The sequence below is a fragment of the Corallococcus sp. CA041A genome (assembly GCF_003612075.1).
Lineage (GTDB): Bacteria > Myxococcota > Myxococcia > Myxococcales > Myxococcaceae > Corallococcus > Corallococcus exiguus.
Genome location: NZ_RAWF01000013.1, coordinates 56980 through 70034, shown reverse-complemented (window position 1 = coordinate 70034; position 13055 = coordinate 56980). Strand labels below are relative to the sequence as shown.

The following is a 13055-nucleotide window of genomic DNA, read 5'->3' as shown; positions in this document are numbered from 1 at the left end:
GTCTCCGCCCCCCAGGAACCCCCTGGCGCGCCCGACGGAGGACTACAACTAGCGGTCCACCTCTTGCCTCCGGGGCCCCGTCATGGAGTGGGAGCATGGGAAGGCCATGGTGGTCGTGCCGGTGCTGGAAGCGGACGAGCTTATCGTGCTTGAGCTGCGTGAACGTGCGCGCGAAGTCCCAGTTGCTGGACCTGAAGTTCGCCGCCTTCAGCACGCGCTGGAAGATCACGCTGCAATTCTTGACGCGGCATCACCGCGTCCGGTTCCTTCATGGCACAGTCGGAGGATTCGCTGGGGTGTCGTGCCGCCATGTGCCCGGAGGCCACGAGCCCAAGAAAAGGTGCGCCCGTGAAGCAGACTTCGAGCCCTCGTTTCGAACTCTATCGTGAGGCCGTTCGTGACTCTGGTGCGCCAGGAAGAGGTCGGCCCGTCGTCGAGCGGTGCGAACTCGTGCCTCCGGCGGGAGTGGATCCCCTCTCCGTGAGGCTGTCCTTTCTGCCGTACTTCCACGAGGAGAAGCCCACGACGACGCTGGGCGCGTACTTCGATGCGAAGTCCAAGGGATTCGACTTCCTGCGGAGCGAGTTCTTCCCGCGGAGTCTCGACGGCTACAACAGTCATGACGAGTCCGAGCGGCGCTCGTTCATCACGCTTCTCGACGCCGCGTCTCCTCGCGCGCACGTCATTGTCGCCTGGAAGGATGAGCGACAGTGGTACGTCGATGAGCTCTTCTCCCGTCTCGAAGGCGTGGACGGCTGGTCGCGTGGCGAATGGGCCGAAGTGGTTGAAGGCTCGCTCGCGGACTTCATCCGCTTCTCTCCGTTGATCCAGTCACAGGTGGAGGCGGGACGGTCGTTGTCCGCGGACGCCCATCCGGCGGACGACGTCGTGCTCGAGCTGTCGAAGTCCCCGGGGATGCCCAACACGCGGCACTTCAATCTGGAGGTCTTCGCGGATGGCCGCTTCGAGGTGCGTCGTCCCCGCGAGCACGACTCGCGAGGCTCGGACGTCCATCGGCTCACGACGCTGCTCATCGCGGCCAGCCGGCTCCCGGCGGAGAGCGGTCCGTCGTTTCCTCGGCCCTTCATGCATGACGCGCAGACCCGGTCGGTCACCTACGTCGTCGCGGGGCGGCGCATCCGCGTGACGCTGGACGCGGACACGCCGCCCGACATCCAGAACTTCGCCAACCGGATGGCCGCCGCCTACGACGTGGAGCTCTGAGCGAGCGGCTCCGTTCCAGCAGGACCGCCTCGGTGCTCCCACGGATTTGAGCGACACTGGCGGACATGGCGGCCCGCCTTGCATCCCTCGTGTGTCTCCTCGCTGCATCGCCCGCCGCCGCCAACGTGGCCGCCTCCACGCGTACGCCCGCGACCTTCACCCTGTCACCGGGGACCGCGAGCACGCGCACGGAGGTGCTCAGCGAGAAGCTGGACTTCGATTGCGCGGAGGCGGAGCAGGAGGCGGTCTGCCGCTTCGAGGCGCGCTACCAGCTGCGCAACGGGACCCCCGAGGCGGAGGTCATCGATGCCGCGTTCCTGGGGCTCCGTACGCGCGAGGTCCGCGTGCGCTTCGACGAGGAGCCTCTCCCGGTGACAGAGGAGCAGGCGGCCTCGATGGGCCCCACGCCGGAGGATGCGTTCGGACGGCCCGCGCCTTCCCTGGTGGAGCGCTTCGGTTTCACCCTCACGCTTCCGCCCGGGAGGGAAGGGGAGCTGGTGGTGCGCGGCCTGATGCAGCTCGAGCGGCGCTTCCTGCCCTCGGGGTACGTGTGGCCCGCGGTCCAGTCGCGCCACGCACTGCTGTCCCCCAGTCCGGCGCGGGTCACGCACTGGGACATCGACTATCTGCTGGGGCCCATCCGGACCTGGGCGGGCAACCCCACGCTCCACGTCACGGTGCGTGTCCCTTCCGCGTGGGAGGTGGGCAGCAGCCCGGACGCATCCGCCCGCACGCTCCCGGTGGCCACGGGCTGGCGGCTTCGGCACGAGGGCGAGCAGGTGGTGGCGGAGCGGAGCCTCACGGCGGAGAGCGCGCCCGAGTGGCTCAACGTCACGCTGACGAAGCCCAAGCCGTGGTGGATTCCGGGCGGTGTGCAGCTGGGCCTGGGCGCACGGCTCGGGGATGGTTCCCGCTTCATGGCACGGCTCGGCTACCAGCTCGCCGCGCCCGAGTCCTTCCTGCATTCGCTCTCGGTGGAGACGGACTTTCGAGACCAGCTCGTCCTCACGCCGCTCACGCAGTATGCGACGCCCCAGGTTGTCATCATCCCGAGCTTCGGGCTTGGCCTGGGTGTACCGGTGCAGGTGCTCCCCGAAGCCAGGCCGGGCCTGCGGCTCCTCGCGGACCTGCACTTCGGTCCACTGGGGGCCGTGCTCACCTGGGACCACTACCCGGCGCTGCGGGAAGGCACGGACTCCTTCTCGCGGCTCATCCTCTTGTTCCAGGTAGGGCTGTAGACAAGCGAAGGGCCCGGAACCTTTCGATTCCGGGCCCTTCTCAGCGCCTTCTCGTGCAAGGGGCGAGGGGCGTGCCCCTCCTGCAACGCGAAGCGGGCGCAGGTGACGGCGGTGCACCTGGTGGAGCGGGTGCTGCCGCACGTGCCCTACCGTAAGTAGACGTTGTTCTTTCCGCACCAGGTGCGATGGGGACTGCTGAAGGAAATAGCGCTCCTGTCCATCCAATGCGTGCCCCGCCCAGTCCAAACGAGGTGTGCGCTCCTTCCAAAGGCTTCTCCACCGTCGCGGCAAAGGCGGGGCTCTCCTCCTCCTGCCCCGGCTCCGCCCCTGCTTGAGGGAGCGCGGCACCACCGGCAGCAGCAGCGGCGGCTACTCCGTGGACTTCTGGACCGGGACAGGGCTTGGGCGCGGGAGAGGGGGAGGCCGTGTCTCGGTATTCGCCAGCCGCTCGAGAGGGCGGAGGAGCGACATGACGCCATGGCCCAACACGGGCAATGCCACGGAGGGCTGGAGAACCGCCTCCAGCCCCGTGTGCAGGTGCAGTATCCGGTAGAACTGGCGATGGACGTGTGCGTCGGTCGACGTGCGCTCCATCAGCCGCAGGATGTACCAGTGCAGCAAGCCCAGCCCGAAGGGCCGCTTCCCGACGGCCTGCGGATACAGCAGGTCCATGCCCGTGCCCAACAGCCACGGGAGCCGGATGACTTCAGGCAGCCGCTCGCGGAAGCGCTGCGCCAGGCCCGATAGCTCGCCTCGTTCGGACTGCTCGCGAAGGCAGGTGTCCAGCAGTTCCGCGCCAAGCCCCGCCACCGACATGCCTTGCCCGTAGAGGGGGTTGAAGGCACACGCGGCGTCTCCCAGGATGACCAGCCCCTCGGGAAAGCGGGGCAGCTTCTCGTAGTGCCGCCATCGGCAGTCCTTCACCTTGTGCTGGGAGATGGGCCCTATCGGCGTGGCCTCTTTCAGGTAGTTGTACAGGTCCGGACGCGTCAGTGAGCGCGCGTACTCGAGGAACCCCGCGTACTCGGTGGGCGCGTGCTCCCCGAAGTAGCCATTGAGGGTGACGAGCCACCGGCCTCCCTCCACGTGTGAGATGAAACCCGCGCGCCAGGCCTTGGGAGGACTTGGATAGAGGAAGAGCGCCTTCCATTCCTTCTGGAAGTGGGGCGGCGGCTCGTGCAGGCACGTCGTGTAGGAAAGGTCCACGATGACCTGCTCTTCCTCCGGGCGCGCGTAGCCGATGGCTTCCAACCACTGAGGCATCCGCGAGCCCCGGCCACTGGCATCCACGACGAGGTCCGCCTCCCACGACTCCTCGCCCTGGGGTGTCTTGACCCGGACGCCCGTGATGCGCCCCGTGCCCTTCTCGTCGGAGATGAGCCCTTCGATGGAGCAGCCCTCGCGCACCGCTACGTTGGGCCGCGCCTTCACCCGGCGCAGGACGTTCCACTCAAGCAGGGGCCGGGTGCACAACAGCCCGGGGATGCCGCTGGTGCGGCGCAGCTTCCACACCCCGAAGTGGTGCCAGGCGAGGTCTCCACTCGAGTCGATGAACTCGGCGCCCTGGACCTGGAGTTGCTCGAACAGGTCCGGGAAGTACTTGTCGAGGATGCGCCGGCCCGTGTCCAACAGCACGTGGATGTGCGGCCCTTGCGGAACGCCTTTGCGCGCGGCGGGCCCCTCCACCCGGACATCCCGCTCCACCAGCGTCACCTTGTCGAAGTGGTCCGCGAGCACCCGCGCGCTCAGGAGCCCCGCCATGCTGCTGCCGATGACCACGGCGCTTCCGAATCTGCGTCCAGGGGTTTCCAAGTCCCAAGCCTCCAAGGTTTCATGTCGTGGCGCTGCGGGTCAGAGGGGTCCGCCTTCCCCAGAGCCGCTCGCCCCCGCCGAGGAGATTGCACATCACCGGTCTGACATGCCCTCTCGGCCCCGGGGCTCGAAAGCTTCACCGCCACCCTGGAGGAGTCCAAGGCGAAGATGCTGGAGGGACTGGACAGGCTGGAGCGGGAGATCCAGGGAGACCCGTCGCGCTACCTGGTGGGCTCGTCCCTGTCGATCGCGGACCTCGCGGCGGCGTCGCTCCTCACTCGGCTATGTCAGCCCGGCCTCGCTTGAGAAGTGCCGGGCCCCTGGGGAAACTCGCTCCTACGCTTTGACAGTGCCGGGGCTCACGGCCCGTTCGGCGAATTCGGCACGATGAGGAGCTGATAGTCGCCGCCGGAGGGGCCTCTGTAGGTTTCCTGATTCCCGAAGGAGAACGTTCCGCTGTTGTTGAGCAGGAAGATGGTTCCCGTCGTGGAGTCACGCAGGCCGATGTCCTGCCTGCTGTCTCCGTCCCAATCGCCGGTGATGGGCTGGTAGTTCGAACCCGATGCCCAGGAGAACGTGAGTGCGTTCGAATAGGCGTAGGGGGCGACCCAGTGCGCGAGGTACCACACGCCATTGGCGGCATCGCGCAGCCCGATGTCGGTACGGCCGTTCTGGTCGAAGTCGCCGATGAAAGGCTGGTAGTTCCCCCCGGCCGCCCACGTGAAGCTGTTGGTGTGCGCGTACGTGTAGGGCCCGACCTGGCGGGCGAAGTGCCAGGCGCCGGTCGTGGTGTCGCGCAGGCCGATGTCGGTGCGCCCGTCGTTATCGAAGTCGGCGACGAGGGGCTGGAATTGAGCGCCCGCAGCCCAGGTGAAGCTCACCGTGTGCGAGTACACATACGGAGAGATTCGCCGCGCGAAGTGCCACACGCCGTTGAGCACATCTCGCACGGCGATGTCGCTGTACCCATCGTTGTCGAAGTCGCCGGTGATGGGTTGATACTGGCTTCCGGCCGCCCACGGGAACGTCGTGGTGAAGTTCGAGCCCCCGAGGTCGTTGCCGCCCACGTAGTACTTGAACAGCCAGTTGCCCGAGCTGATGCTCCGGAGCACGAAGTTCGGGGCATTGCGCTTGTACTGCGCCACCTTCGCCTTGAGCTGGTCGTAATAGAACGTGCCGTGCCCGCCAGACATCGGCTCGAAGTCCGACGAGAACTCCGGATTCCACTCGTCGGTCAGGAGCGGGCGCAGGCGCGGATACGGGCTGGACAGGTTGCCGGGATTCACGTTCTGCGAGCCCCACTCGTTCCAGCCGGTCACGAAGACGTAGGTGGGGTTGCTGCCCGTCACGCTCGACCACTGCTCGTTCAGGGTGGCCCCACCACGGCGTCCCAGCGCATTGCCGAGGCAGCTGTTGATGTAGTCCGCCTGGGTCGCCGGCACCACGGAGATCTCCTCGGGCCACCCGTTGCTCGAGTAGTACGGCTGCGGCGTGCGCTCCTTGAACGACCAGGTGGCGGTGCTGTTTTGCAGTCCCGCGATGGGCTTGCACGTGAACTGGGGCGCTCCGGTGCAGTCATTGGACATCAGGAGCGGCTTGCCGCCGACGTGGAAGAAGAGGCTGGCGGGGAACGCCGTGTAGAACGTGTTGTAGAGGGTCGAGTGCGAACTCCCCGAGTTGAAGAAGGCCACCTTCGGTGTGGCCTGGCCCGCGGCCATCCGGTCTCGAAAGCGTGTCAGCAGTGTGAGGGTGGCGTTGTTGAAACGCGAGTCCACGAGGTTGCTGTTCGAGTAGTCGATGGTGATGAAGTCGATTCCGGCGGCGGCGAGGAGGCTCGCGTGATTGTCGATGAGCGCGTTGTTCGCGGTGCCGTCCGCCTTGCGGAAGCGGTACTGGTTGATGTCCCCATTGAACAGCGCGGGCGCACCCCACCAGTGGAAGGACGTGTACGGGCACTCCGCCACCGACTGATCCGCCACCGGGCAGCTCGCGTCGTAGGGGGCTGGTAGCCGGCACCACGTATTCGCCGGCCCGAAGATGGACAGCCAATAGTCCGCCCACGTCTCATACAGGATGGTGACGAACTTGTTCTGGGTGGGCGCCGCGTGGGCAGGGCTGGCAAGAATGAGACAGGACACAGTCAGGGCGAAGGCATGTGGAAATCTCATCTTTCCAGGTTCGCCGCAGTTGCGCGGGATGTCAAAGAGCTGCAGATGCTGCAATCGCTGCCTCAGCCCTCAAGCAGCCGGCGCTGGCCCTGCGCTTACTTCCCGGTGGGCACGCCAAGCTTCTCGAGGACCTTCACCGCATTGGCATTGCCCGCGTCCAGTGCGAGTGACTTCCTGTAGCTCGCGATGGCCTCTTCCTTCAGTCCCAGCTGGAGCTGTGCCTCGCCCAGGCTGTCGAAGGCATTCGCATCCGTCGGGAAGAGCTTCACGTTCGCTTCGAACACCCGCACCGCTTCCGCGCCCTTGCCTTCGCCCAGCAACCGGTAGCCGAGCTGGTTCAGCTGCCCCGACTCCAGGCCCTTCATGCCCTCGCGATGCTTCGCGGTGTACCAGGCGAGCGCCGTGTCGACGCCCTTGAACCGCGTGAGCACATCCGCCTGGGCGGACGGCGACACGGGCTCGGGCTTGAACGCGGTCCAGGCATACTCGGCCGCGACGCTGGCGATGAGGCGGTCGAAGAGCAGGAAGCCGTTGTCGGAGTTGGCCATGACGACCACGCCGCTGCCCGTGTCACCGAAGGACATGAACGCGGCCTGGAAGCCTTCGTCCGCGCCTCCGTGCCAGAAGCGGTCGGTGCCGGGTTCCACCTGGAAGCCCAACCCGAACCACTCCGACTGCAGCGTCAGCATCTGCTTCGTCATCGCTTGCGACAGCACGCGCTTGGACTTCCCCGCTTTCGCGTTGGACACCTCGAGGGCGACCCGCGCGAGGTCGGACGGCGTGGTCCACAGTCCGGCCGCGGCCATCTCCGGGTACACGTGCCAGCGGCCCGCGACGCTCTTCCCGCTGGAGTACGTCCCGGTCGCCGTCCGGGCGGAGAGGGCCGGAGGCAGGGGCTGCTCGTAGGAACTGCTGCTCATGCCGAGCGGCTTCAGCACCGTCTCCCGCATGACCTGGGGGAACGGCTTCTGGAGTTGATCCACCATCATCAGCTGGACGATGGACGTGCCACCGCCGCTGTAGCGCGTCTTCGTACCGGGGACGAGGTCGACGCGCACCGGGGCGGTGTTCGCGGGCGCCGCGCCCTCCAGCACCTGCACCAGCGTGGGCATGGGAGCATCGACGGCGTAACCGGGGAAGCCATGCACGGTCGTCCCCGCGCTGTGGCTGAGCAGCCGGCGAAGGGTGACCTTCTGCTCTTTCGTGAAGTCGTTCTCGGGGACCTTCCACGAGCGCAGCCTGTCGTTGATGTTCTCGTCGAGCGACCATTTGCCGGCCTCGACGAAGTGCAGCGCCGCCAGGGCGGTCACCGGCTTGCTGATGGACCCCGCCTGGAACAGCGTCTCCAGGGTGACGGGCTCCGAGCCACCCGCCTCCTTCACGCCATAGGTCCTGGCCCAGACGATGGAGTGCTTGTCGAAGACGGCGATGCTCAGCCCGGGGATCCGGTACAGCGCCATCCACTGCGGGAGCGTCAGGCTCTGGGGTTTCTCGCCTTCGATGACGACCGGGGCCAGGCCTGCCTCCACTCGCGCCGCGCGGGCCGCATGAGCAGGGCTGGCCAACCATTGCGTGGCGGGCTTCTTCGTCCCCTCCGCCGCGAGGGCCGCACCTCCCGGGCTGGACAGGATGGCCGCGAGCACGAGGCGGGACAGGGAAGGGCGCATGGGTTCACCGAAGGAAGGAGGTGGGACGCGAGGTGTACGCCTGCCCCTCCGTTCGATTGCCGGTCCGGGACGTCCCCTGGTGCTCTACCCGGCCAGAAAAGCGAAGGGCCCGGAACCTTTCGATTCCGGGCCCTTCTCAGTGGCGAGGAGTACGGGACTTGAACCCGTGGGCCAAGGCAATGGGAAGCCCAGGCAGGACGCGCTGTTACCCCCTATCGCCTTGATTTCCCTCGGGTTCATCATCCCGCCCCGTCCCAACCCGTTCCGGGGTGTGCCCGGCTGAACCACGCTGGAGGGGCACACTGGGGGCACATGACGGCCCTTCCAGCCCACGGAGCCGTGGCGGGTCAGGGGGTGACTGGCTGCATGAGATCGGCCCTTGCCAGCAGCTCACGAACGCGATGCGCCAGCGCCACATGCTCCGGGTTGGCCACCGTGAAGCGCTCCGGAGTCAGAACGATGAGCGTGCCCTTGTCCTCGACCGGCTCGATTCGCGCCGGGGCGGGAAGTGGCGGCACCTTGCCGCGACGCCGCGACAGGTACGTGACCCATCCCACGAACGTTCCGGTTCTGCCTTCGTCTGAGAGAAGTTCGCGATGGTCCCATGATGTAGAGACACACCCGTCAGGGTCCCAGGCCAACGCCATGCTTTGCTCCACTCCCGCCAACACATGGGCAGTTTGGAGCCTGTCAGCGTTCGGTCCGCGCTTCGGGAGTGTCATCACGCACGAATTGGGGACCGCTTCCGAGGAGGCGCCACACGTGATGCGCAGGGCAGCGCAATCCGCATCCGGGCCTCCGTTGTCGAACCAGAAGGTAAAGCCCAGTTGCTCAATAGCGGGTCCTCCGCGCTCGCGGTTGACACCAAGCCGGAACTGCTCCGTCCGCGTCGGCACATCGGGCGGCATCAGAGGGGGCTCACTCCCCCCCTGGATGTTCGCGTGGGCAAGTACCACTGGAAGAGGAGGGGATCGCTTGGCGCCAGCAAGGTAGGGAACGCAGCCGTGCGTCGGGCGCACTCCTCCGGCGACTCCTTGCGCGCCCCCCGTACGCCCCTGCGTAATAGGTTTCGGGAGGGGTCTTGGCCTTTGCTGTCACGAGATTCTCTCTTCACCATGGCGGCCCCTTCAACGGCCCGCCGGGTCAGACGTCCTCGTCGGGAAGGAGCGTCCGAAGCAGTTCGTCGTCAGGACTGAGCGGGCGCCAGCCGGGAGGTGGTGGACTGGCGAGGAGCACATCGCGCACCCGCCGCACGCGCTCTTCATAGGTTTCTGGGGTGTACGCAGACCAGCGCCCAAGCGTCATTGCAACCTCGAAGCGGCCTGCGTCGTCCAAGATGGGCGGCCAACCGTTGGGGAGTCCCTCAGCGACTTCGCGCACAAGCACGTCGCGAACGAAGCGCGTGACCCGCTTGTGCTGCTCTGCCTCGTACAGCAAGCCGCTCAACACTTGCACCGCAGCAACGTCGTTGCCCAGCTCGTCGGCCAGGACGTACAGCGGAACGGCAGGGCGCGCATCGGCAAAGGCGGTCAGTGAGTCGTAGCCTCGCTCACGGATCCGTTCGTACAGGCGCGCCTTGATGTTGCCCTGCCATGCACCTCCATCGCTCATCGTCCTCTCCCACGAGTGAAGTTCATCGGGATCCTATAGTCCCGCATGCTCTTCGCTACGAGAGTCAGGATCTCGTTCCGCGTCAGAGTTCGACCAGTGGCAATCTCGGCATCGCGCAGGGCCTTCATAATCATCCTGTTCCACTCGCCGGGCCATGTGCGTCCCAGCTTCCAGTTTCCCCCGCCGTGAATCGCCTCATGATCGGCCTGCTCCAGCCGGACGCAGAAGTTGTCGATGTCCATGTCGCCCTTGAATCCGCGCCGCTCGAACCATTCGCGGTGCTCTTGCGGCAGCACATGGTGTTTCGGAGCGTCCGACATGCCCGCCCCCGCCCTGCCCGTCACCTGCATGCCTCGCACTTCGGGGCTGTCCCCCAGCGCTTCGCGCACGCCCTCGGGCAAGTCCTGATGCGCCTGGGCCATCTTGACCTGTCCGCCCTGAATGAGGACGGCCGCGCCGACGGCAGGCACGGAGATGACGCCCGCCTGCACGAGCCTTCGCATCATCTCCACCCACTCGGCGGAGACCACCAGCCGCGAGCCCACCATGACGCCGCCTGAACTCATTGCCAGTCCCACGCCGAGCACCGCAGGGGCCGAGGGCGGCACGCGTGGCAGGGCCATCTTCATCGTGGAGATCATCGTGACCATCTCCACCGCCTGCATCGCCGCGATGACCTGCCCGCCAAGCTTCATGGTCTCGCGGGTCTCCCGTTGGAGCGTGTCGAATTCACGCGTCAGCTTCCCCATCAGTTCCGGCATCGCGGTGGTCGCTGCCTCCACCCGCTCCGGGTCCAGTGAGGCGAGGTCCGTGAGCGAGGGCTCCATCAGCCCCTGCACGCGATACAGGTCCGCGAAAAGCTTCTCGGCACTGCACATGGGGCAGTTGCGAAGTACGGCGTCCGCGAGGTGCAGGAAGTCCACCCAGGTGGCCAGCAGGAGCGTTCCGAATTGGGCCGCCTGGAGTTTCGGCCCCGTCATGCGAAGCAAGCCCAGCTCCATGTCCGTGTCGCCAACTTTCGAGGCCACTTCCGTCAACGCGGTGGCGCTCCCAATCGCGCCATGAAGCCACGTCACCTGCTTGGAGCCCTGGTCGAGGTAGCGCGTGAAGACACCGGTCAGGCTCCAGCCCCAGAGGTCCGGAGGACGGGCCGCCAGCTTGGTGAACGCGGCCTCGACGCGGGTCAGGGAGCCCTTCACGTCTTTCGTCGCGTCGAGGACTGCCTGCCGCGTCAATGCAGCGCTCCGGCCCCCGCCCCCGACAGCGCTCTCTCCCACGGCGGTCACGTCGTCACGCGGCTGCTGGCGGCGCAGGAGCCGTTGCTCGGGCCCAGCAAGAGCGCGCGGGAGGAAGTTCTGGGCGCGCGGGGACTCATCGTTCGGTGCCTCCACCCACGCGGGCGAGGAGTCCTCTCGCGGTGCATAGCTCAAGCTTCGGCCTCGCCCATGCGCTTGCGGCACAGAGGCGCATCCCGTGGCCAGCAGCACCAGGGCCAGCAAGAGGACGTCAGCGCGCATTGTCCACCCCCAGGCCCACCGAGGCGAACGCCCCTGGCCGCAGCGTCCCCTCCGGCGTGGGGAAGAGCAGCGTGCCGCCCGTCCCCATCGCGTAGAGCTTCTCGCCCAGCAATCGCCAGCGGGCTTCGGCGGCCCCCAGGTAGCGCGCCCCGGGCCGCCCCATGCCCACTCCGAGCCCCTTCAAAGCCACTTCGAGGCTGCGCGCGAAGAGCTGCACCGCCACGCGCCCGTCCACGTCGATGCGGCCCCAGTTGAAGGCCTCCACCCCCAGCGACAGCTTCAGGTGCTTGGAGAGGCCGCCGTAGCGGACCGCGTCCCAGCCCACCTCCGCCTCGCCATAGGTCGAGTACCCGTCCGGGAAGGAGGCCTCCGCCAGCGGCACTCCCTCCGCCCCCGCCGCTTTGAAGCGCGCCAGCTCGTAGTCCGGGCCGAAGTATCCCTGTCGGAAGCCGCCATGCTGCCTGCGCACCTCCAGCCGCAGCCGCATGTCCAGCGTGGGCGTCACCGCATCCGCGCCCGCGCCCACCACCGCACCCCATGCGCCGCCCGCACCGGGCCGTCCTCCCCAACCGGCAAGCAGGTGGGCCTCGAAGCCCGGCCGCACCACCACCACGGCGGTTGCGTCCAGGTGCGCCAGCGTCACCGGAGGCGCGCGACCTCCGGCCTTCCCCCAGTCATGCACAGCAGAGAAGGCCAGCGTGTAGCGGCCCTGCGCGCGGGGCTGGCCGAAGAGGACGTGCTCCAGGTCCAGCGCGACTTCCGCCCCCATGAGGCGCGCGCCTAGCACGTCCGAGGTGAACGCCTGCGTATAGAGGGGCCCCAGCGTGCCCGTGAGGAAGCCGCCCGCTGGGTGGTAGTCGGGATTGCTTCGGTTGGAGTAGCGCCGTACGAGGTGCGCGGACAGCAGGTTGTAGGACTCCAGCGCGCCGAACCAGACGCCCACGGGCGCGTCGTTCGAGCCCAGCTTGAGGCCGCGCACGAGTTGGCCCCAATCAGAGAGACTGTCCCAGTCCTCCTTCCGCATGAAGCCCGCGGCCCCTCCACCGCCCCAGAGGCGCAACCGCACGGGCGTGCCCAGGTTGAGGCCGAACTCCGCGCCTCCGTCGAGAATGAGGGTCGGCTCCACCTGGAGGAAGCCCTCGTCCGCGCCGACGCCCGCGTGCGGCAGAAAGGCCAGCGTCGTCGCCTCCACGCGCAGCAGGTTGCGCCATGCCTCGTCTCGTGGGCGCCGTTCCTCCTCCACGGGCGGCACCTCTGGGACGTCCTCGGCCCATGCGGCGACCGGCAACAGCAGCCACAGCCAGACAGCCCCACTTCGCGTCATTCGCATCCACGCCCCCTGGGAGTGACACCTCCGAGGAGAGCAAAGGACACACGTCTGACATTCAGCCCGGCACCCACCGGCTACGCACCACTGCCCAGAGGGGAAGGTCGGCTGCGTCGAGTCGGCGACTGTTATTGCCGTGGAAGGCGCAAGGCGCCCGGTCCCGGCTTTGTCGTCGTCTCGTCCGCGCTACGCAGTGGGCGCGGCTCCGTGGGGAGCGAGCTGTCCGCGCAACTCCAGCTCCAGCGCCGCCGCCGTCGGCTAGCCACGCCGGAGGGGCACATGAGGGGACGGAGGAAAAACAAAAGCCCAGCAACCCCGTAGGATTGCTGAGCTTTTAGTGGCGAGGAGTACGGGACTTGAACCCGTGGCCTCCGGCGTGACAGGCCGGCGTTCTAACCAACTGAACTAACTCCCCGTAAGGAGGGCACCGCTCTACCGCTGATCCGTGGATGAGTACAAGAGGAATGAGAGCCCTCATGCTGGGCGGCGGG

The 13055-nt window shown here is 67.3% G+C and carries 11 protein-coding genes, 1 tRNA gene and 1 pseudogene; 4 read left to right on the top strand and 9 right to left on the bottom strand.

Going from position 1 to position 13055, the window contains the following annotated elements; genetic code table 11:
* Positions 1–480: 480 nt before the first annotated feature.
* From D7V77_RS04520 to D7V77_RS45910, 3 genes and pseudogenes are all read left to right on the top strand, one after another.
* Positions 481–1224 carry a hypothetical protein gene (locus D7V77_RS04520; RefSeq protein WP_147451975.1) on the top strand — a complete coding sequence of 248 codons (744 nt, stop codon included), beginning with the start codon at positions 481–483 and terminating at the stop codon, positions 1222–1224.
* Between the two features lie 65 nt (positions 1225–1289).
* Entirely contained in the window at positions 1290–2462 is a 1173-nt protein-coding gene (locus D7V77_RS04515) for a hypothetical protein (RefSeq protein ID WP_233596681.1), read from the top strand.
* A gap of 54 nt (positions 2463–2516) precedes the next feature.
* A pseudogene (locus D7V77_RS45910) lies at positions 2517–2621 on the top strand (hypothetical protein); the annotation flags it as partial.
* A 210-nt stretch (positions 2622–2831) separates the two neighbouring features.
* Here the strand turns inward: D7V77_RS45910 and D7V77_RS04510 are convergent.
* Positions 2832–4274, bottom strand: a complete 1443-nt coding sequence (locus D7V77_RS04510; protein ID WP_120575032.1) for an NAD(P)/FAD-dependent oxidoreductase — start codon at positions 4272–4274, stop codon at positions 2832–2834.
* A 147-nt stretch (positions 4275–4421) separates the two neighbouring features.
* Here D7V77_RS04510 and D7V77_RS04505 point away from each other — a divergent pair, with 147 nt between their 5' ends.
* Positions 4422–4580 carry a glutathione S-transferase domain-containing protein gene (locus D7V77_RS04505; RefSeq protein ID WP_255424548.1) on the top strand — a complete coding sequence of 53 codons (159 nt, stop codon included), beginning with the start codon at positions 4422–4424 and terminating at the stop codon, positions 4578–4580.
* Positions 4581–4633: 53 nt separating this feature from the next.
* On the opposite strand, the gene D7V77_RS04500 is transcribed toward D7V77_RS04505, so the two are convergent.
* The 8 genes from D7V77_RS04500 to D7V77_RS04465 form a co-directional block, all read right to left on the bottom strand.
* Positions 4634–6442 (bottom strand): VCBS repeat-containing protein, encoded by a 1809-nt coding sequence (locus tag D7V77_RS04500; RefSeq protein ID WP_147451974.1) that lies wholly within the window; start codon positions 6440–6442, stop codon positions 4634–4636.
* Between the two features lie 95 nt (positions 6443–6537).
* Positions 6538–8109, bottom strand: coding sequence for a serine hydrolase (locus D7V77_RS04495; RefSeq protein ID WP_120575029.1), 1572 nt, complete (start codon positions 8107–8109; stop codon positions 6538–6540).
* Between the two features lie 347 nt (positions 8110–8456).
* Positions 8457–9017 (bottom strand): immunity 52 family protein, encoded by a 561-nt coding sequence (locus tag D7V77_RS04485; protein WP_120575027.1) that lies wholly within the window; start codon positions 9015–9017, stop codon positions 8457–8459.
* Positions 9017–9226: an Imm52 family immunity protein gene (locus D7V77_RS45905; RefSeq protein ID WP_346728633.1), complete on the bottom strand. Its 210-nt coding sequence runs from the start codon at positions 9224–9226 to the stop codon at positions 9017–9019. The genes D7V77_RS04485 and D7V77_RS45905 overlap by 1 nt, the downstream gene beginning before the upstream one ends.
* 26 nt (positions 9227–9252) lie before the next feature.
* Positions 9253–9720 carry an NUDIX hydrolase gene (locus tag D7V77_RS04480; protein ID WP_120575026.1) on the bottom strand — a complete coding sequence of 156 codons (468 nt, stop codon included), beginning with the start codon at positions 9718–9720 and terminating at the stop codon, positions 9253–9255.
* A complete protein-coding gene (locus D7V77_RS04475) occupies positions 9717–11237 on the bottom strand; it encodes a DUF2380 domain-containing protein (RefSeq protein ID WP_120575025.1) in 1521 nt (506 codons plus the stop codon). The genes D7V77_RS04480 and D7V77_RS04475 overlap by 4 nt, the downstream gene beginning before the upstream one ends.
* Positions 11227–12567 (bottom strand): hypothetical protein, encoded by a 1341-nt coding sequence (locus tag D7V77_RS04470; protein ID WP_120575024.1) that lies wholly within the window; start codon positions 12565–12567, stop codon positions 11227–11229. The genes D7V77_RS04475 and D7V77_RS04470 overlap by 11 nt, the downstream gene beginning before the upstream one ends.
* A 335-nt stretch (positions 12568–12902) precedes the next feature.
* Positions 12903–12979, bottom strand: a tRNA-Asp gene (locus D7V77_RS04465).
* Positions 12980–13055: the final 76 nt, after the last annotated feature.

Bases quoted from the DNA above. Each gene is read 5' to 3' on its own strand.
- D7V77_RS04515 (WP_233596681.1), top strand. From the start codon at position 1,290: ATGGCGGCCCGCCTTGCATCCCTCGTGTGTCTCCTCGCTGCATCGCCC.
- D7V77_RS04475 (WP_120575025.1), bottom strand. From the start codon at position 11,237: ATGCGCGCTGACGTCCTCTTGCTGGCCCTGGTGCTGCTGGCCACGGGA.
- D7V77_RS04485 (WP_120575027.1), bottom strand. From the start codon at position 9,017: ATGCCGCCCGATGTGCCGACGCGGACGGAGCAGTTCCGGCTTGGTGTC.
- D7V77_RS04470 (WP_120575024.1), bottom strand. From the start codon at position 12,567: ATGCGAATGACGCGAAGTGGGGCTGTCTGGCTGTGGCTGCTGTTGCCG.
- D7V77_RS04495 (WP_120575029.1), bottom strand. From the start codon at position 8,109: ATGCGCCCTTCCCTGTCCCGCCTCGTGCTCGCGGCCATCCTGTCCAGC.
- D7V77_RS04500 (WP_147451974.1), bottom strand. From the start codon at position 6,442: ATGAGATTTCCACATGCCTTCGCCCTGACTGTGTCCTGTCTCATTCTT.
- D7V77_RS04480 (WP_120575026.1), bottom strand. From the start codon at position 9,720: ATGAGCGATGGAGGTGCATGGCAGGGCAACATCAAGGCGCGCCTGTAC.
- D7V77_RS45905 (WP_346728633.1), bottom strand. From the start codon at position 9,226: ATGGTGAAGAGAGAATCTCGTGACAGCAAAGGCCAAGACCCCTCCCGA.